Here is an 18,842-nt window from a genome sequence, read left to right as displayed (position 1 = left end):
CTCTTCTTTTGTTCCGATAAAAGGAAAAGAGTCAGCTTTACACAACTTTAATTAGTATTCCCATAAGTATTAAATAATTAACATTTAAGTTTTTATAGGAATCATATTTGATTTCTGAAAAAGGTTACGAGATAATACGCAGGAACGTATCTGTCTAATAGCGGACAATGATAGACCAGAATCTACAAGCCGCGCTCGCAGAAGTAGCCATAAAATCACTGAAATAGGCAGACAACTCAGTTAATTTCGATTAATCTGTAATCTTTTTTTTATCTTCAGCGAAAAGCGATGTCTACGACGGGCTACGCCTACGCTCATCTGATTTCTTATTCCCCAGAGCGATCACATTCACAATTTTCTTGATAGCGATAGAGCTAGCCTCGACTTTTATCCTAAAGACTTAGCAAGTATTTTTTCTCGAATATGGGTCGCCCGGGATTCGAACCCGGAACTAATCGGTTAAAAGCCGAGTACTCTACCGTTGAGTTAGCGACCCGTTAATTTGCTTTTCGCAACTTTGCCATCATATCATATAAATTTATAGATTTGTAAAGCACTTTAGAAAAAATTCGCTGCTAACCGCACAGATGCCGTGTAGCTGCTTCCTGGTTCTAACACAGTCAGGTTTTCACCAGTGTTCAGGGAGTTACGGGGAGCGCTCCACGGTTCTAGACAGTAGAAATCTTTGCCTTTGAGCGTCCAAAACACCAAAATCGGATATTCATTGCTATAATCCAGAGTCAGTTTCAACTTGCGGCTGTTGTCTGTCACAGCGGCGGATTGACTGGTTAGCTGCTTAAAGGCAACGTCAATTTCATCGCGGCTAAAGTCAAAATTACCATTGAAGGGGTAAATTTCTTTGGTTATCTGGTCTTGATACTTTTGGGAAGGAATTTCAAACTCTAACCCAGTTTTATTAACCGTCAAAAAATAAGGATGGAAACCTGTAGAAAAGGGCAATGATGTGGATGAGAGATTTTTATACTGCTGGCGAATTTCTAAAGTATTACCTTGGAGTTCGTAAGTGAACAGCACTTGAAAGTCAAAAGGATAAACTGCCCATGTTTGCTCGTTGCTGTTGAGGACGAGGGTGAGGCTAACTTTATCTTGAGTAACTTGGTCAGTTACTTCCCAGGGTAGATTACGGGCAAAGCCATGTTGTTTTAGAGTATACTGCTGCCCATTGTGAGTATACGTATTATCCGGTATATTGCCGCAGATAGGAAACAAAATAGGATTCCCACCCCTGACGCTCAAATCAGGATTAGCAAAGCGTTCAGTATCTAAATAGAAAATTTCTTGCCCCTGTATACGCCAACGAGTGATGATCCCACCACGTTCTGGGACAACTTCCAGTTGAGAACCAGCGGTTTCATCTGAAAGGATGTAGGTTTTGTATTGTTGCTGTTGAACTGCAATGGTAAACACAAATTTAGTCCTGAGTTTAGGATAGAGACGCGATTAATCGCGTCTGTACTTAGGAGAGACGCGATTAATCGCATCTGTACAGGAGTTAAGAATTGTTAACTCCTAACTTCTAACTTTTTATTCGTCTTCTGCAAACACGAAACGATATAATTCGCTGGGGTCTGGTTCGGGGCTGCTTTCGGCGAACTTAACCGCTTCGTCGATTACATCCTGAATTTTACGGTCAATAGCTTTGATTTCTTGCTCATCCGCCAGGTTTTCCTCCAGTAAATAAGCTGCCAACTTCTTAATTGGATCACGGGCAAACCAAAATTCTTTTTCTGCTTTGCTTCGCATTTCATCAGGATCTGCCAAGGAGTGACCCCGGAAGCGGTAGGTAAGTGCCTCAATTAATGTTGGGCCTTCACCTGCACGGGCACGGGCTACAGCTTCTTGGGCCACGGCTCGGACTGCTAGTACATCCATGCCATCGACTTCCACGCCCACCATGTTAAATACACTGGCTTTTTTATAAATCTCTGGCTGGGAAGTGGCTCGCTCGTGAGACATCCCAATGGCCCACTTATTATTTTCGACTACAAACAGAATTGGCAGTTTCCATAGGGCTGCCATATTTAGCGTCTCGAAAAACTGACCGTTGTTAGCTGCACCGTCGCCAAAAAAGCAAGCTGTCACTTGGTCAGCACTTTCATCTTTTAGCACTTCGCGGCGGTATTTGCTTTGAAAAGCCGCTCCGGCTGCCACAGGAATTCCCTCAGCCACAAAAGCATAGCCACCCAGCAAGCGATGTTCAGCAGAAAACATATGCATGGAACCACCGCGCCCTTTGCTGCAACCTGTGGCTTTACCAAATAATTCTGCCATTACCTCTTTTGCTGGTACTCCCGCGCTCAGAGCATGAACATGGTCGCGGTAGGTACTGCAAACGAAATCTTCACCCGGTCGCATTGACTGCACAACCCCACTGCAAACGGCTTCTTGACCGTTGTACAAATGGACAAAACCAAACATTTTGCCCCTATAGTACATTTCAGCGCACTTGTCTTCAAATAAGCGCCCTAACACCATGTCCTCATACAACCGTAACCCTTCTTCCTTAGTAATGTGCGTAGTAGCAGGATTAAATGTGGGTAAAGTACGCTCTTGAACCATTATTTTTGAGTATCCCTGTTGTACAACTTAAAGTTACAGTCTTAAATAAGTTGGTCTGATAACACCTCAGCTTTTAACAGGCTAGCGTTTGCAAGACTCAACAATCAAACTTTATTTATGCACCAAAAAAGGGTCTTAGGGAATAGCTGAATTTTTAATTTTTGATTTTTAAGTTTTCAGCCCATGCCCCGTGAGGATTTGACTCTAACGACAATATCTGTCGCTTTGGGTTTTTCTCTCTCACGATTGCCCTTTATAGATTAGCAATCAAGATAGGCTGCTTTCTGCATATCCATTAACAATTTAAAAAAAAGATGCAAAAGTCTCTATACCCAAATAGGTAATTGTAATTAAAAGTTAATTATGATATGATTTTTTTCTCCTGTTATCAGGGTCAACTCCCAATAGTGGTATTTTTGTTACCGCCTACTGGGAAAGTCCCAAAAAAATCAATCATCAATAGATTCTTGCAACCACAACATTTATGCCGTGATTAAAAGCGGTAGTTGTGGTTTGTGGTATCGAAGGCTGATAATAGTCGTGTTAAACAAAAATACTAAGAATTAAGACAAACAATTGAGGCTTTCTAGGCGAAAGCAAAAAATTAGTACTAGAATGTGACTCAAAATTTCGGGAAGGTACAAAACAAGTTGTTGGAATATACACTTGTAGAGTAAATTCTATACGGCATTTTTATGGCACAGTTTTACAGGCCTGGAAAGCTCTAGGTGAATTATGTTGATCACGGTGCAGGGGAAGTAGGCTGTGCGAATTCCGCTAGATTACTACCGAATTTTAGGACTACCGTTGGCGGCAAGTGATGAACAATTGCGGCAGGCATATAGCGATCGCATTGTACAATTGCCACGACGTGAGTATTCTCAGGCAGCAATTTCTTCTCGTAAACAACTCATAGAAGAAGCTTACGTGGTTTTATCAGATCCAAAAGAACGCAGTACCTACGATCAGCTTTATCTTGCCCACGCCTATGACCCTGATAACCTTGCTGCTGCCGCAGTAGCACTGGAAAATCGTACAGAAAGCACTAAACGGGGCATTGACACCCAGAGTCTGGGGATCGAAATTACCCAAGACGAATTAGTTGGCGCTTTATTAATTTTGCAAGAGTTGGGGGAATACGAACTTGTATTGAAACTAGGTCGTCCGTACCTGGTAAATAAAAATGGTGCTACAAGTGCAAGAAAAGGCAATAATTTAGCAGAGGAAGAAATACACGAAAGTGCTGAACATCCAGATGTTGTTCTCACTGTTGCCCTTGCTTGTCTAGAATTAGGTCGTGAACAGTGGCAGCAAGGTCACTATGAAAATGCCGCCATATCCCTAGAAACTGGTCAAGAACTGCTAGCACGCGAAGGGTTGTTTTCTAGCGTACAGGCAGAAATTCAGGCGGATCTTTACAAATTGCGACCATATCGAATTTTGGAGTTGCTGGCACTACCTCAAGAAAAGACTGCCGAACGACGCCAAGGCTTGGAATTATTGCAAAATCTCTTAGAAGATCGTGGTGGCATAGATGGCACGAGTAATGATGAATCTGGTTTAAATATAGATGACTTTCTGCGATTTATCCAGCAGTTACGCAACCACTTAACAGTCGCAGAGCAGCACAAGTTATTTGAAGCCCAAAGCAAACGTCCTTCTGCTGTTGCCACTTACTTAGCTGTTTATGCCTTGATAGCACGCGGATTTGCTCAACGTCAACCTGCTTTAATTCGTCAAGCAAGGCAAATGCTCATGCGCCTGGGCAAACGCCAAGATGTACATTTAGAACAGTCGCTATGTGCATTACTCTTGGGACAAACCCAAGAAGCAACTCGTGTTTTAGAACTTAGTCAGGAGTACGAAGCTTTAGCTTTTATTCGGGAAAAATCTCAAGACTCTCCAGATTTGTTACCGGGGCTGTGTCTATATGCAGAACAGTGGTTGCAACACGAAGTATTTCCCCATTTTCGAGATTTAGTAAACCAGCAAGCTTTCCTAAAAGATTACTTTGCTAACCAACAGGTGCAAGCTTATTTAGAAGCACTGCCAACTGATGCAGAAACAACTAATGAATGGGCTGTAATTAACCCCCAGTATTTTCCCCAGCCCCAGAGAAATAATCCCCATTTCCCCAACAATTCAACTAGGACTTCAGGGCAATTTAATCACAGCAGAACACCTGACCCAGATTTGCCAGAAACACCAACAAAACAAACACCCGAATATTCAAATTTATTACCACCAATGTGGAATTCATTTGGAAGTGTAAAATCAGATGTTCCTACTGCCGAACGGATGAGCAGAAATACTAATCAGCATTTGAATGGTTCAGCTAAGACTGCTGCACCCGGTCATAACCAAAAGCGTAGAAGGAGAAAACCGACTCCATCTGCTAGCCGAGAGCGTGTACCAGATAATCGTCCTCAGTCTCGCCGTCCCCGGCGGCGGCGAACCTTTGCTAACACCATAGAAGGGAAAACACGGCTGGTATGGAGAGTGTTTATTTCTTTGGTGAGTATATTAGTTTTCTGGGTGTTAGCCACAACAACTTTTGGATGGTTAAAAAATCTATTTTTTCCGACACCATCTGTGCGTGACTCACAGTTGTTTATACAAATAAATCAACCACCAATAGCTATTCCTGATCCAAATAGTAAACCACAAGCACTAGATGGCCCTTTAACAGATGCAACGGCAGAGGAAGTTATTCGGACTTGGCTATCTACTAAAGCCGCAGCTTTAGGGCCCAATCATGAGATTAATAATTTAGAGCAGATTTTAACTGGTTCGGCTTTATCTCAATGGCGGCTGATTGCTCAACAGGATAGGTCAGACAACCGCTACCGCAAGTACAACCATAGCCTGAAGGTGGAATCTGTAGAGAAAATTGATTTATTTGCAGATCGTGCCGCAGTGGAAGCTACGGTTAAGGAAGCAACACAGCTATATGAAAATGGTCAGTTTCAAAACTCTTCTAATGATAAATTGCGAGTTCGGTATGATTTGATTCGAGAACGAGGTAAATGGCGTATCCAGAGTATATCTGTTGTCAATTAGATAAGTTGGAAGTTTTAGGCGATGTCTAGGATAAGCTCGCTTAGTACGAAGTGGGTGATTCCAATCCTCCAGTCAGAGTGATTCTCATTCCTGAATTCTTCAATCGCTCTGACTCTGAAACTAATACCCACCTAGCAACCGCAATAAATTTTAACTCAAAATTCCCCAGAACTTTCTAACACCTCTAACAAACTTTTCAACATCAAATAAGTAGAAGTTCCTCCCGGATCTTGATGTCCAATACTCCTCTCGCCGAGATAACTAGCCCGTCCCTTTTTCGCCTGCATCGGTATAGTTTCTTGCAACCCCCTTTGGGCTGCTGCTACAGCCTGTTGCAAAGCTTTTAGCGTTCCTTTACTTTCTCCTACAGCTTGTCTAAAAGCGTCTACAGCCGGAGATAGCACATCCACCATTGTTTTGTCTCCTAGTTGCGCTTTGCCACGTTGCAGTACGCCGTCTAAACCTGCTTGGAGTAGCCCTAACACATCTTGTTCTGTTAATTCTTGCTTATCTACTACTGCTGTACTGGCTCGCAAAAACCAAGTGCCATAAAGAGGGCCACTGGCACCGCCAATAGAAGAAATCAAGGTCATACTCACAGTTTTGAGAATGTTGCTGATGTCCTTATTTGTAAGAATTGGTAACTGAGTACTTACCTTTTTGAAGCCACGATCCATATTGATCCCGTGGTCAGCATCTCCGATCGCAGCATCTAATTCTGTCAAATATGCTTTATTCTGCTCTATCTCGGTTGCAAATGCCTGCAACCATTGTAATATCTGCGCCTGACTCACCATATTAAAATAATTCGTAATTCATAATTAGTTAAATTCCCCAGCGCCAACTCGGCGTTTTTACTGGTGCATCCCATAGCCGGATCATCTCATCATCTAGTTTCAGCAGGGTAATGGAGCAACCTTGCATTTCTAGAGATGTAATATAAGGGCCTATCAAGTTTCGCACAATTTGCAATCCTTGCTGTTCGCAGATTTGGGCGAGTTTGCGGTAAACAATATACAGTTCAGAAATGGGAGTTCCACCCATGCTATTGACGAAAGCTAACAGGCGATCGCTTTTTGCAAATGGGAGATTTATTAGTTCTATATCTACCCATTCTCCCTTGTTTTCATCCCACTCACGCAGTGTGCGGCTGTATGCTGTATCCTCAATGAGCGATCGCGTTAAGATTTCGGTGATTTCGTCTACTGATTTGATGGCTGTACGTTCTATTCCTGGCTCACCGTGGATACCGATGCCTAATTCAATTTCGCGATCGCCCAATTCAAATGTCGGCGTTCCATTAGCGGGGACTGTACAAGATGTTAGAGCAATTCCCATACTCCGCCCATTTAGATTTACTCGGCGACATAAATTTGCTATTTGTGGCAAATCATACCCCAAATCAGCCGCAGCACCACAAATTTTTTCTGCCAGTATTGTTGTTCCCACACCCCGGCGTCCTTGGGTATAAAGGCTATCCTTCACTGCCACATCGTCATCAATCAAAATATTTAGCACTCGAATGCCCTCACCACGGGCTAACTCCGTTGCCATCTCAAAGTTCATCACATCGCCGCTGTAATTCTTGACGATATAAAGGATACCAGAGCCTGCATCTACCCGTTTGGCTGCTTCTAGCATTTGGTCAGGAGTAGGTGAAGTAAAAACCTCACCAGGACAAGCTGCATCAAGCATTCCTTTGCCCACAAAGCCAGCGTGCATTGGTTCATGTCCACTACCGCCACCAGAAATAATTGCTACTTTCCCCTGTATAGATGCATCAGCTCGATAGACAAAAACGGGATCATAGTTCAGTTTAATTAAATCGGAGTGAGCCGCTGCCATACCTTCTAGACTTTCCCGCACAAAGTCTTCCGGCTTGTTGATCAGCTTTTTCATAATCCGTGTTTGGTTAAAAGGGTGCTAAAACCCAGGTTATAGCGCTTTTCGTTTGTATGCAACACAGTCTGACCTCTCTCTAAATCTCTCTCCTAAAAGGAGAGAGACTTTGAATTTTCCCCCTTCCCGCGTCGGGAAGGGGGTTAGGGGGTTAGGTTTTTCGTGGGTTTTCCACATGACCTGAATTGTTAGTTATTTAATGTCAATTCAAAGATTCCATCAACTCAATACACTTGTGCATCTGCTGACGCATGGTTTCTTTATCAGCATGAAACCTTCGCCCATGACCTGGTAGCACCCACTCAAAAGAGTAATTAGCCAAGTTACGCATTGATTTAGTCTGTTCTGACCAAGAATACCAGCAGAAATCGCGGAATGCGGCCAGTTGGTGCAAGCTTTCTGACCAAGCGAGATGGTCGCCAGTGAACAGAAATTTATTTTTATAGAGTAGGACAGTTTGTCCTTTAGTGTGACCGGGAACTGGGATAATTAATAAATCTGGAGTCAAAGTAAATGGTTCAAAACCAGTTAGCTGTATTTCCACATTGCGAGTACCCGCAGAAATATCATCAGCATGAAGGATGCGATCGCACTGGAAATGCTCCGCAAACTTTTGATGATCTGCCACATCATCCTTATGAGTTAGGTATATATAACGAATTCCACCCATCTCTTCTAAACGCTTAACTAAAGGTGGCGTAAAGCGGGGAGAATCCACCAATATGTTACCTTCTGGAAGTTGAATTAAATAGCTAGCAGCACCGTAAGATTTTTCAGAATGATAGCCGCAGTGGTAAACATTCTCTGCTACTAATATTGGAAACTGTTGTTGAGCATCTTTGATATCTTTTGGTTTTTCAACTGTGCCAATAGAACTAGTAGGACATGCCAAAAGTGCTTCAAGTGCTGCTAATCTTTCTGCATCATTCGTTGGTTGATGATAAACCGCTGACTGTTCATCAACACGAGAAAACACTTCAGGAGTCATCCAGCGACAGGTATCACAATCAATACAGGTAGTATCTACATAAAAATCGCCGTTGAGATTTTGGGAACGACGTTGATTTAAATGAGCCATATTAATCCTTTTGCTTCCAGCCGCTTACCGGGGAGCGATAAACTCTATATCACTACGCTAGCAAAAGTGACTTGAGATTGTAGACACCACTAGAAGTAAATTTGCTCAAAAATAGAGAGTCGTGAAACCCAGTCAACAGAAAATGGGAAAACTGAACATAGACACTATCTGCTGATATATTCCCAAATATGCTTTACTGTTCTAATTCCAATTGCTCCAATCCCTTTACTCCTAATGACAATAAGTTTTGCATTAAGTATGGACAAACACTCACACCATTATTCAGAAACTCTGTAAATATGCAATTAAAATGCATAACAACTTATTAAGCCGACTGTGGGAAGCAATCGGCATAACAAATTCATGATAATTTAGTTGCAATTTAGCCGTGAGTTGCACCTTGAGGAGGACGCGAAACAACTTTTTTGGCTAAACCTAAAGTCTGCAAAACAAGGATGCTCCACCAAGTAACATCAATTTCCCACCAAGAGAACCCAGATTTTGCCATGTGGGGATAAGTATGATGGTTGTTGTGCCATCCTTCTCCATAGGTAACAATGGATACCCACCAAAGATTACGAGCGCCATCATTGGCATCAAAGGTGCGATAACCCCACAGGTGTGATGCTGAGTTCACAAACCAGGTTGAGTGCCAAAGCAAGACACACCTGACAAACACTCCGTAAATTACAAAAGGCCATCCTCCTAAGGCATATAGCAGCAGCCCGAAGGGTATTTGCAACAGCAAGAAGTAGCGATCCAGCCAGCAATAAAAGGGTTGTCTTGCTAGATCAGGGGCATATTTTTTATAGGTGTCATAGTCAAAAAATTCTGGACGTGGGTAGAAAATCCACAGGATATGGCTCCACCAAAATCCTCTTTGAGCAGAGTAGGGGTCTAAATTGATATCTTCCGTGTGGGCGTGATGCTGGCGGTGTCCACCTACCCAAAAAATTGGTCCGCCTTGCAAAGCCAACGCTCCAATCAGGGCGATCGCATACTCTAACCACTTGGGAACTTGGAAACTCCGATGGCTCAGTAGTCGGTGATATCCCAGGCAAATACCAATGCTCCCGAATAACCAGTGCAGAAACACTAGCAAACCTAATGCTGACCAGGAGAAAAACCAAGGTGCCAGAAGTGCTAAAGCATGAAATGCAGCAAAAAATACTACATTTGTCCAACTGAGCTGAGGTGAGTTGCCTCTCTCAGGGGCGATCGCCCCAAAATTTGCGGTCATAAAAATTCCTGTTGATGGATGATAAAGCGATTTGCTTGTCACCTGTAGGGTAGAGTAAAGCAAGTATCACTTTCATTTGTTATGCTAGCAGAACTCTGATATCCGTGCAAGTGCCACTTGCATTTCTCTATGTCGTCTCAACTCATTTCCACTCGTCAACGCCTGATTCAAGCTGCACTTGAATTATTTTCTGCTCAGGGAGTTAGTGCTACCACAACCCGCCAAATTGCTGAAAAAGCCGAAGTCAACGAAGTGACTCTATTTCGGAATTTTGGCAATAAGCATGGACTGCTTTTGGCTGTGCTGGAAGAGTCCGCAGCTTTCAAGGATTTAGGTGAGTCGCTGGTGCGGCGGGCAACGCCTCCCGGCAATGTCTACCAAGCTCTAAAAGATTATGCAAGTGATAGCTTACATGCATTAGAACGAGTGCCAGAGTTCGTGCGGTCTGTGGTCGGTGAAGCCGACCAATTCCCAGCAGAAAATCGCCGCGCACTAGGCAGGGGAGTAACAGAGGCAAACCGCTATGTAGCACAGTATTTAGCTACTGTAATCCAGCAAGGACACTTAAATACCTATTTACCCGCAGAAAAATTAGCCAGTTTGCTCAATGGCATGATCTTAGGATATGCCGTAATCGAGTTCACCAGCGAATTTCACGAACTTTGGGAGGATCGGGATGATTTTCTGGAAAATTTGGTGGAGTTGTTTTTACATGGAGCCATGTCATCTTCAGCGGAATCAGCAACAAACTCCTTACAAGGAGGCTTCACTACCACAGAAGTAACTGATTTACCAGCTAGTTTAGTTCATGAAATTCTGCAACAAGCCAGAAAATGGGGAGTACGAGATTATGCTCTGGCTTATGTGTTATTTGGGGCTGGATTATCTGCCACAGAAATAATTAGCTTGGAGCGATCACACCAAATCTATGATACCCAAGGGCACTTCCTGCAAATCACAATCCCAGGACTTGTTCGTCAAGTACCTGTGAATCAGTGGATTCTGGGCAAACGCTATGGGTCTTTCACTAATAATCCTCTAATTAAATGGCACAAAAGCCGTAAAGATGCTCAAACAGCCATGTTTTTGAATGAAACAGGCAAACCACTCTCAGAATCAGAACTTCAGACACGTTGGCAAGTATGGAGTGATGGACTATTAACTCCTCAAGGACAAACGCCAGCTATAGCCCAGGCACAACAAACCTGGCGCGTAGAAATGTTAATGCGGGGGATCACCTTAGAAAACCTGATTATTTTAACAGGTTGCGATCGCGCCCAATTACAACCTTATGTTCGTCGAGCCAAAGAAAAAGCTGCTCTAGAGCAAGCGACTCGTTTGGATCATAAGCCAGGATAGGGAGTAGGGAGATTACTTATCAGTGAACAGTGAACAGTAAACTGATAACTGAATCGGTCAGGATGATGCAGTTAAACGATTAAGGTAAAACAACAGAGGTTTCTCTACTATTGTTGTTTGCACCATTCAAGATTGTAGCTGTACTCTCAGATGGGGATTGGGTGTTGCTCGAACGGCGTGATAATTTCTTGCGTGGCTTGCCTCCCGCCTGCATATATTGCAAACTGTCTTTGCCATAATGGGTTGCCACACTCATTAACATCTTTTCAGAGTAGCCGCGCAATTCTTCTTCAATTAGAGAGAGGCGACCTGCCATTTCATCTATGCTAGAGAGTAAAGTGTTGTAGGTTGATAGCTGGGTTTGCAAGGTTTGGATGCGGCTGTCGTAGTCTGTCAAATTTAATCCGTTGCCAAATTCTAGCGTCGGGCTAATCGATCGCATTCCTGCAATTCGACGGAGAGCGTTTTCGAGAGTCAGTGAACTGCGTTTTAGTCGTGCCATAAAATGCGCTCCTGAAGGAAGTTATAGGATTACTGCATGTACTCTAGCCAATGCAACCATAAACTTCTCTGAGAAATAATTCGGAAAAATTAAAGCAAATTAAGATCGACCTAATTATTTTTAGTGGATTGTACTGAGGTATTTATTAAATTTGTCAAAAAAGTAACATCAAATAAGCAACAGATACCTCAAAGTCGTTTTGAGGTACTTCAAAGTCGTTTTGAGGTACTTCAAAGTCGTGTTGGAGTATTAGATGATGGGTTTCCTTAGCTCAACCTAACTTCCAACAAAGGCGATCGCGCTGAAAAGTATTATAAATATAATTCAACTATAGGAGTCCTATTTGATTGCGTGAAAAAAACTCAGTAGACCTTAATCTTCTAGAATCCTTTAGTTCGTGCCAAACGGAGTGACAGTATGTCTGAAGTAGCAAGTTCAGAGCAAGAAAATTCGGTTCTCTCACCACCTTTAGGTTTCAAGCTGCGCTATACCCTAGAAGGACACAGTGACATAATCACTAAAATTGCATGGTCAGCGGATGGGAAAAATCTTGCTTCAGCCTCCAAAGACCATACAATTCAGCTTTGGAATACAGAAACTGGAGAGCTTATCTCCGTACTTGAAGGACATACAGACACTGTACTTGGAATAGCATGGTCGCCAGATAGAGAAGTTTTAGCATCAGTCTCTGCCGATGACACAATAAAGATTTGGAATACCAGCACAGGCAATCTACGATCTGCAATTGAAAATGAGAACAGCAATGCGATCGCATGGAATCCATCTGGAAAGACGTTAGCATCAAGAAATAGCCATTACCATAATAATAAAGAAATTCAGTTTTGGGATGCACAAACCGAAAAAAAAATAGAGGAACTAGGGGCAAAACTTGAAAATTTTTCTCTACGATTACAAAAGTATGTTCTACTAGCAAGGAAACATTATAGACAATACAATGTTAATCCAACTGTTTTGAAAAAGATTTTTAATATTCTTGAGGAAACTCTTTTTAATGTTAGTATTAGTCTGAAGATAAAGAGTGATAATATAATTATTAAAAATAATTTGAATCTTTACTCAGAAAATTTTTTGTATAAACGTCAATCTTTTGGTGAGCTATTAGATGAACTACTAGAACACAAAAGTTTAGGTAATATTGTTTGGGATTTAAGCGGGCAAATGCTAGCCTTATTAGATCAAAATCTAACTAGCATTAGTCTTTACAATATTAATGCTGCTCGGCAAAAGCACTTAGAAAAGATAGAAAAGTTACAACAATTAACACAAGAATTGAAAGAGATATTGAGTACTCTAATAGAGATTCAAAATAAGGAAAGCATAGAAGCTGAAATGGCAGAGCTAAGGAAGTTGCACGCCGAGTTAGCCGAGACAAATGAATTAGAGCTAGTAGCTTATTACATAACTCAAACATCCCCCGAGTCCATAAATTTAGAAAATAGCAAATTTCTTGGTATAGCTTGGTCGCCGGATAGTCAAGTGTTGGCATCAGCAATTCTTGATGGTACTATCATGCTCTGGGATACTGCAACTGGATCGCTAACTAGGGTTCTTGAAGGCCATGCAGATGCAGTCACTGATGTTTCTTTTTCCTTTGACGGTCAATTTCTTGTATCTAAATCTCTGGATAACTCTGTTCGACTCTGGAATTGCAAAACTTGGGAAACTGTAGCAGTTATTCATGAATCCACTTCGGGTAAATGGCTCTCTAGCGTTGCCTTCAATCCAAAGCTGCCTATTCTCGCCACACTTGGGGAAAAGGACACGATCATCCATATCTGGGAGTTAGACTTTCCTACCTTATCGACTGTTCCTTCTGTTTCATCTTCGGTTCATTATGCCAATGCCAAAGTTGTTTTAGTAGGAGATAGCGGAGTAGGAAAATCTGGACTTGGTTTAGTGCTAAGTGGCGAATACTTCCAGCCAACGGAATCAACTCACGGACGGCGAGTTTGGACGTTTGAGAAGGAAGGCATTGTAGAAAGTTCTCAAGCAGAGACTCGTGAAACTATGCTATGGGATCTGGCAGGGCAACCAGGCTATCGTTTGATTCATCAATTGCACCTAAACGAAGTAGCTGTCGCTCTCATTATCTTCGATACTCGTAGTGAAACCGATCCCTTCGCTGGAGTGCGCCACTGGGATCGGGCGCTCACTCAAGCACAACGGCTTCAGTCTTCTAGTACTTCTTCATTAAAGAAATTTCTGGTTGCTGCTCGTGCAGATCGGGGTGGTATCGGCGTTAGTCCAAAGCGTATCGATACATGGGTAAAGGAATTAGGCTTTGATGGATACTTTGAAACTAGCGCCAAAGAGGGGTGGAAAATTCCAGAACTCGTCGATGCAATTCGCAACGCTATTAATTGGAAAGCTTTGCCAAGCGTCAGCTCAACAAAACTCTTCCAGCAAATCAAAGATTTCTTAATTGCAGAGAAAAAAGCCGAGCGATTGTTATCTACAGTAGATGACCTATATCGTGCATTCCTAAAATCTGAAAACGCTCCTACCGAGACAGAAAAGTTGCGTTCCCAATTTGATATCTGTATTGGACGAGTCGAGTCGAGGGACTTAATCCGACGAATTTCTTTTGGAAATTATATTTTACTGCAACCCGAATTGCTTGATGCTTACGCTTCTGCTCTAATTAATGCTGCTAAGGATGAACCTGATGGTTTAGGCAGTATCGCTGAAGAAGATGCACGACACGGGCGTTTTCGTATGTCAGAAGATGAGCGAATTAAGGATAAAGCGCTCGAAGAACTACTGCTAATTGCAACGGTTGAAGAGTTACTATGCCACGAGTTAGTGTTACGCCAATCGGCGGACGATGTCGCGTATTTGGTATTTCCATCACAATTTACCCGTGAATGGCCCGATGCACCTAATCCAGAAGGTCAAACAGTAATCTTTGAATTTGAAGGTGCAATTCTCAATATTTATGCGACTTTAGCCGTGAGGCTCACAAGAAGTGGATTTTTTATCAAACAAGACTTATGGAAGAATGCCGCAACTTACAAAGCAAAAGTGGGTGGATTATGCGGTATGTTCTTACGGGAAGTTCAAGAGGGTAAGGGAGAATTAATACTCTTTTTTGACAGAGCGGCAAATGAACAAACCCGCTCTCAATTTGAAGACTACATCCTGATTCATTTGAAGCGACGGGCGTTAGCAGAAAGTATCAAACAGCGGCGCATTTTTGCTTGCCATAATTGTGGTGCAACAATTCCTGAACAGTATATCCAGATGCGGCGTGAACGTGGTTTTGACTGGATTGGTTGTAGCGTTTGTGGTGAAACTCCTATTTCTTTGATAGATCCAGAACAGGCAGAGCAAATAACAGAAACACAGGCATCCACTCTTGCAGAAATGGATAAAACTGCCAACTTGCAACGCAATCGTGAAACTGCGACTTCTTCAGTTCAAGGGAAAATTGCAACAAAAGACTTCGACGTATTTCTCTGCCACAACAGCGATGATAAGCCAAATGTCAAGCTCATTGGCCAAAAGCTTAAAGAATTAGGGATTTTGCCTTGGCTAGATGAATGGGAACTCCGACCCGGTTTGCCCTGGCGACGGGCATTGGAAGAACAGATCAGGAATATAAAAGCTGTGGCTGTCTTTATTGGAAAGAATAATACTGGCCCCTGGCAAGACGCAGAATTAGATGCTTTTTTGCAGGAATTTGTTAAACGACGATGTCCGGTTATTCCTGTACTGCTTCCAGATTGTGTTCAAACTCCAAAAGAATTACCACCTTTTCTAGCAAACATAACGTGGGTTGATTTTCGCCAGTTAGAACCCGATCCCATGACACAACTAAGGTGGGGAATTACAGATGAACGAAAATCTTAAATCCTTGCGCGATAAATATGCTTAAGGTCATAAACAGCACTCCTTTATGCAGCATGTCACGAAAGAGCCATTTGGTGGAACACACCCCAATAACGGGTTATTTTCGACGGTGAGCGTACCTCGCTTGTCAAAAATAACCCGCTATCATGAAGGCAACTAAAATAAACGCCCTTAAAAATATTTTGTAAATCCAACAAATAACCGAATGTTGGTAAAACGATAAAAATCTGGGATACTGATGGTAACGCTACCCCTTGTTCCGTCGAGTTTCGTCATTTGTCTGCCCTGGATATCTTAGCCGATCGCCAATCACCGAAAGTTGGTAAAACGGAAAAAACTGAGCCTGCTGTATCCAGACGCAAGTCGCCAAATCGGCGCAGATATAAGGGTGTGCGATCGCTCCCTTGATGAAACCGCGATTGCCTCTTTTACATTAGAAAAGCGATAGCTCTCTCAAGTCGATTGATTTCATTTTGAAGTGCATCGTTGTCTCAAGTCGATTGATTTCATTTTGAACCGCGATCGCCAATGACAATCAAAAAAAGGAATGAAAAGGAACGCGAATGCTATAACTTATGCCTAACTGCGATCGCCTTTTGACCAACTTCCCAAAATACGATCACCCCCTTGACTAAAAGAGCGATGCCTCCCCCCAGTCGGAAAGCGATCGCTCTCTCAAGTGGATCAATATTCATTTTGAGGTGCTTTTCTCGCCAATTCCATATCTTTTGTCCCATACCCCATTTTCAATGCCCAATTCCCTACTCAATTCAACGGTTCCATAATGGCCCTTAAACCGTTGCTAGAGAGAGTTTTTAGCATTTCTTTAGCGTTATATTCACTACTAAATACTCCTGCTTGCATAACTCTTTGACCTTGCCAAACTGTGGGAAATGCATCAGGAGCAAGGAATCTTACTAAATCTTGATCTTTATTAGTGAAGAGTGGAACTACTATGCGATAACGTACACCAAGTTGTCTTGCAGAGTTACCACTATAGGGAATACTTGCAGAACTTGTTCGCATATTGCGAGTATTAGCAATGGGGATATTGTGATTGGGAACTGGCAAAAGTGCTTCAGCATTTGGGGCAGCAGTTTCTAGTATTGGTAATGGCTGCTGTGTTTGATCCCTCACGCTCGGAACTGGTGGCTGTGCTACTGAATTGGATGGGTACTGAGGAGCCGTAAACTCAATTGTATTAGGATCAATCCGCACATAATTCAACTGTGGTCTATCAGGCGGCTCTGCTGGACTGGAAGTTGCAACTCTTGAAGTGTTAGTTGGTATTTGTCTTCTTGACAAGCTGCTAGGAGTAGGAAAACCGGCAACTTTAGAGGTGGCTTGCTGTTGATTGGATATGGGCACGGAAAGTGGCATGTTAGCTGGCACTAATGGCAGCAATTGACTGTTTAATTGTGTAGAAACAGGATTATTTGGTGAATTAGTAGTTTCAGAAACATCAGCAGCCGAAAAGGTGATTTCTCCAGTTGATGGTATTTCTCGTAACACATTATTGGGTACAGGGGCGGGTTGAGAATTTTGGGTTGCTAGTGCTGTTGTACCGTTAATATCTATCTTGCCAGTGATGCGACTACTCACAAGATTATTACCAGCAGCAGAAATCACTTGTTTAGCAGCGCTGGCGTTAATATCGTAACGAGCATTATTTTGAAATGCATTACCCCCAGGTTCGGATGCATTACCCAAATCTGGCATTGCTTGAGCGATCGCAACTAAACCATCTTCTTTATTATCTTGAATAGAATTATTCCGTAAAATCGGGCGGGCATTTGCTTGTACCACAATTCCCGATCTATTATTCTGAATTTGATTGCCTATGACTATAGGAGCGGCATTTTGGGCAATATTGATCCCAAAACCCGTTTGGTGAAAGACATTTTCCTTGACTTGGGGACTGGAGTTACCGGCAATTGTGATGCCATTGGCTCCATTGCGATCAAAATAATTCTTGCTAATGGTAGGTGCAGCATTACCACTGACGGAAATCCCATCCTGTGTACTACCAATAAATGTATTTTCTGCGACTACCGGATTGCTAGATTCAATCCATAAACCGTAACCACGGTGATTGGAGTTCGTCACCGTCACCCCAGTCAGGAAGGCTTGGTTTGCTCCGACAATTGCGACATTTTGACCGGCAAAGCTCCGGCTCAGGTAATCACCACCTCCCTGAATGATAATATCCTTTCCTTGATTGCTAGGGTTGCCTTGAATTGAAACACCCGGTTTCAATATTAAGGGGAAAATCTCTCCTGTCTCGGCGCTATAAGTGCCCGTGGAGAGCATAATTACAGTATTGGTATTAGCTAATCGCAACGCTTGGGTAATCGTTTTCACAGGAGCGGATTCGCTGCCATTACCTCTGCTGTCATCTCCGCCACTTGGGTTGACAAACAGCACGTTCACCTGAGAACTTCCCTTTTCACCCAGAGGTGCTGAATTTGGTGTCAATGGAATCTGAGCGATGCCTTCTCTACGAGAGGCTTCGCCAACGGCGAGCTTCGCTGACGCACTACCCAGGCTTGTACCCAAGAATGCTATACTTACCGCTACCATGCCTACGGTAAAAGATAATACTGAAAAACTAAAAAATAAAAGCTTTGCTGATTTCAGAAACTTCAGCTTTGCAATCAGAACATCTTCGCTACGGTACTTAGAAAACACACTAGGGGGAATCATCTTTAACACAACTCCTTATAAGTAACAATAAATTCTTATACTCTATAAAAAGTATTATGTCGATAATATTACCCATATATTGTGCAATTAGCGATTTTTAATGCATAGTAATAATTGATATTGAGTTATTCTTTATAGCACTATCATCCCAGATGGTAGTATTCAGGGTGGCGGCTAGTACCGCAAGGCGGAAGTCATGCATTCAAAAGTCATGCATTCAAAAGTATTATGCAACAAGCTCTTTCGGGATTTTAAATGGTTGCTCTATTTACGCCGTAACGTACTAGTGAATTAACATCAAAAACTTGCTTTCGGCTATCAGGTTGGCGTTTAAAACAGGAAACGCATTTAGAGGGTCGTTTGCTTCCCAGGTAAAACGTCGATTTTCGATAATATCTTGAATCTCTTGGGAAACGTTTAATAAGAAGTTGTAACGAATTTGTCGCGATTGATTTACAGTATCTCAATTAAGAAAATTCTCAAGTTGTCTAACGGAAATTAAACCTCATCTATGTTGAGAACCGTAGTTTTTGCCCTCACCCTAAATCCCT

General features: G+C 42.5%; 13 protein-coding genes and 1 tRNA gene. 4 read left to right on the top strand and 10 right to left on the bottom strand.

Going from position 1 to position 18,842, the window contains the following annotated elements:
* Window positions 1–424 precede the first annotated feature (424 nt).
* From Q0541_RS11685 to pdhA, 3 genes are all read right to left on the bottom strand, one after another.
* Window positions 425–496: transfer RNA gene (locus Q0541_RS11685), tRNA-Lys, on the bottom strand.
* A 62-nt stretch (window positions 497–558) separates the two neighbouring features.
* Window positions 559–1,428 (bottom strand): aldose epimerase, encoded by an 870-nt coding sequence (locus tag Q0541_RS11680; RefSeq protein WP_298910051.1) that lies wholly within the window; start codon window positions 1,426–1,428, stop codon window positions 559–561.
* A 117-nt stretch (window positions 1,429–1,545) separates the two neighbouring features.
* Window positions 1,546–2,580 (bottom strand): pyruvate dehydrogenase (acetyl-transferring) E1 component subunit alpha, encoded by a 1,035-nt coding sequence (pdhA, locus tag Q0541_RS11675; RefSeq protein ID WP_298910048.1) that lies wholly within the window; start codon window positions 2,578–2,580, stop codon window positions 1,546–1,548.
* A 765-nt stretch (window positions 2,581–3,345) separates the two neighbouring features.
* Between pdhA and Q0541_RS11670 the strand changes: the two genes are divergently transcribed.
* Entirely contained in the window at window positions 3,346–5,640 is a 2,295-nt protein-coding gene (locus Q0541_RS11670) for an IMS domain-containing protein (RefSeq protein WP_298910046.1), read from the top strand.
* Window positions 5,641–5,795: 155 nt separating this feature from the next.
* On the opposite strand, the gene dhaL is transcribed toward Q0541_RS11670, so the two are convergent.
* The 4 genes from dhaL to Q0541_RS11650 all read right to left on the bottom strand — a co-directional run bounded on the left by dhaL (window position 5,796) and on the right by Q0541_RS11650 (window position 9,857).
* Complete coding sequence (gene dhaL, locus Q0541_RS11665) at window positions 5,796–6,437, bottom strand: dihydroxyacetone kinase subunit DhaL (RefSeq protein ID WP_298910043.1); 642 nt, start codon at window positions 6,435–6,437, stop codon at window positions 5,796–5,798.
* 28 nt (window positions 6,438–6,465) lie between these two features.
* Window positions 6,466–7,539 carry a dihydroxyacetone kinase subunit DhaK gene (gene dhaK, locus Q0541_RS11660; RefSeq protein WP_298910040.1) on the bottom strand — a complete coding sequence of 358 codons (1,074 nt, stop codon included), beginning with the start codon at window positions 7,537–7,539 and terminating at the stop codon, window positions 6,466–6,468.
* 202 nt (window positions 7,540–7,741) lie between these two features.
* Window positions 7,742–8,617, bottom strand: coding sequence for an MBL fold metallo-hydrolase (locus tag Q0541_RS11655; protein WP_298910037.1), 876 nt, complete (start codon window positions 8,615–8,617; stop codon window positions 7,742–7,744).
* A gap of 382 nt (window positions 8,618–8,999) precedes the next feature.
* Window positions 9,000–9,857: a fatty acid desaturase gene (locus Q0541_RS11650; protein WP_298910034.1), complete on the bottom strand. Its 858-nt coding sequence runs from the start codon at window positions 9,855–9,857 to the stop codon at window positions 9,000–9,002.
* 129 nt (window positions 9,858–9,986) lie between these two features.
* On the opposite strand from Q0541_RS11650, the gene Q0541_RS11645 reads away from it, so the two are divergent.
* Window positions 9,987–11,216 carry a TetR family transcriptional regulator gene (locus Q0541_RS11645; RefSeq protein WP_298910027.1) on the top strand — a complete coding sequence of 410 codons (1,230 nt, stop codon included), beginning with the start codon at window positions 9,987–9,989 and terminating at the stop codon, window positions 11,214–11,216.
* A gap of 79 nt (window positions 11,217–11,295) precedes the next feature.
* On the opposite strand, the gene Q0541_RS11640 is transcribed toward Q0541_RS11645, so the two are convergent.
* Entirely contained in the window at window positions 11,296–11,718 is a 423-nt protein-coding gene (locus tag Q0541_RS11640; protein WP_273763676.1) for a hypothetical protein, read from the bottom strand.
* Window positions 11,719–12,135: 417 nt separating this feature from the next.
* Here Q0541_RS11640 and Q0541_RS11635 point away from each other — a divergent pair, with 417 nt between their 5' ends.
* Both Q0541_RS11635 and Q0541_RS11630 read left to right on the top strand, forming a co-directional pair.
* Complete coding sequence (locus Q0541_RS11635) at window positions 12,136–15,588, top strand: TIR domain-containing protein (RefSeq protein ID WP_298910024.1); 3,453 nt, start codon at window positions 12,136–12,138, stop codon at window positions 15,586–15,588.
* Window positions 15,589–15,864: 276 nt separating this feature from the next.
* The gene (locus Q0541_RS11630) at window positions 15,865–15,996 is read left to right on the top strand and encodes a hypothetical protein (RefSeq protein WP_298910021.1); all 132 of its coding nucleotides are present in this window, start codon (window positions 15,865–15,867) and stop codon (window positions 15,994–15,996) included.
* Window positions 15,997–16,154: 158 nt separating this feature from the next.
* On the opposite strand, the gene Q0541_RS11625 is transcribed toward Q0541_RS11630, so the two are convergent.
* Complete coding sequence (locus Q0541_RS11625) at window positions 16,155–16,325, bottom strand: hypothetical protein (RefSeq protein ID WP_298910018.1); 171 nt, start codon at window positions 16,323–16,325, stop codon at window positions 16,155–16,157.
* A 28-nt stretch (window positions 16,326–16,353) separates the two neighbouring features.
* Window positions 16,354–18,291: a DUF1565 domain-containing protein gene (locus tag Q0541_RS11620; RefSeq protein ID WP_298910016.1), complete on the bottom strand. Its 1,938-nt coding sequence runs from the start codon at window positions 18,289–18,291 to the stop codon at window positions 16,354–16,356.
* Between the last annotated feature and the right edge of the window lie 551 nt (window positions 18,292–18,842).

Source organism: uncultured Nostoc sp. (assembly GCF_937863485.1).
Taxonomy (GTDB): domain Bacteria; phylum Cyanobacteriota; class Cyanobacteriia; order Cyanobacteriales; family Nostocaceae; genus Nostoc.
Note: the sequence above shows the minus strand (reverse complement) of the source record. Positions and strands in the feature narration are given on the sequence as shown.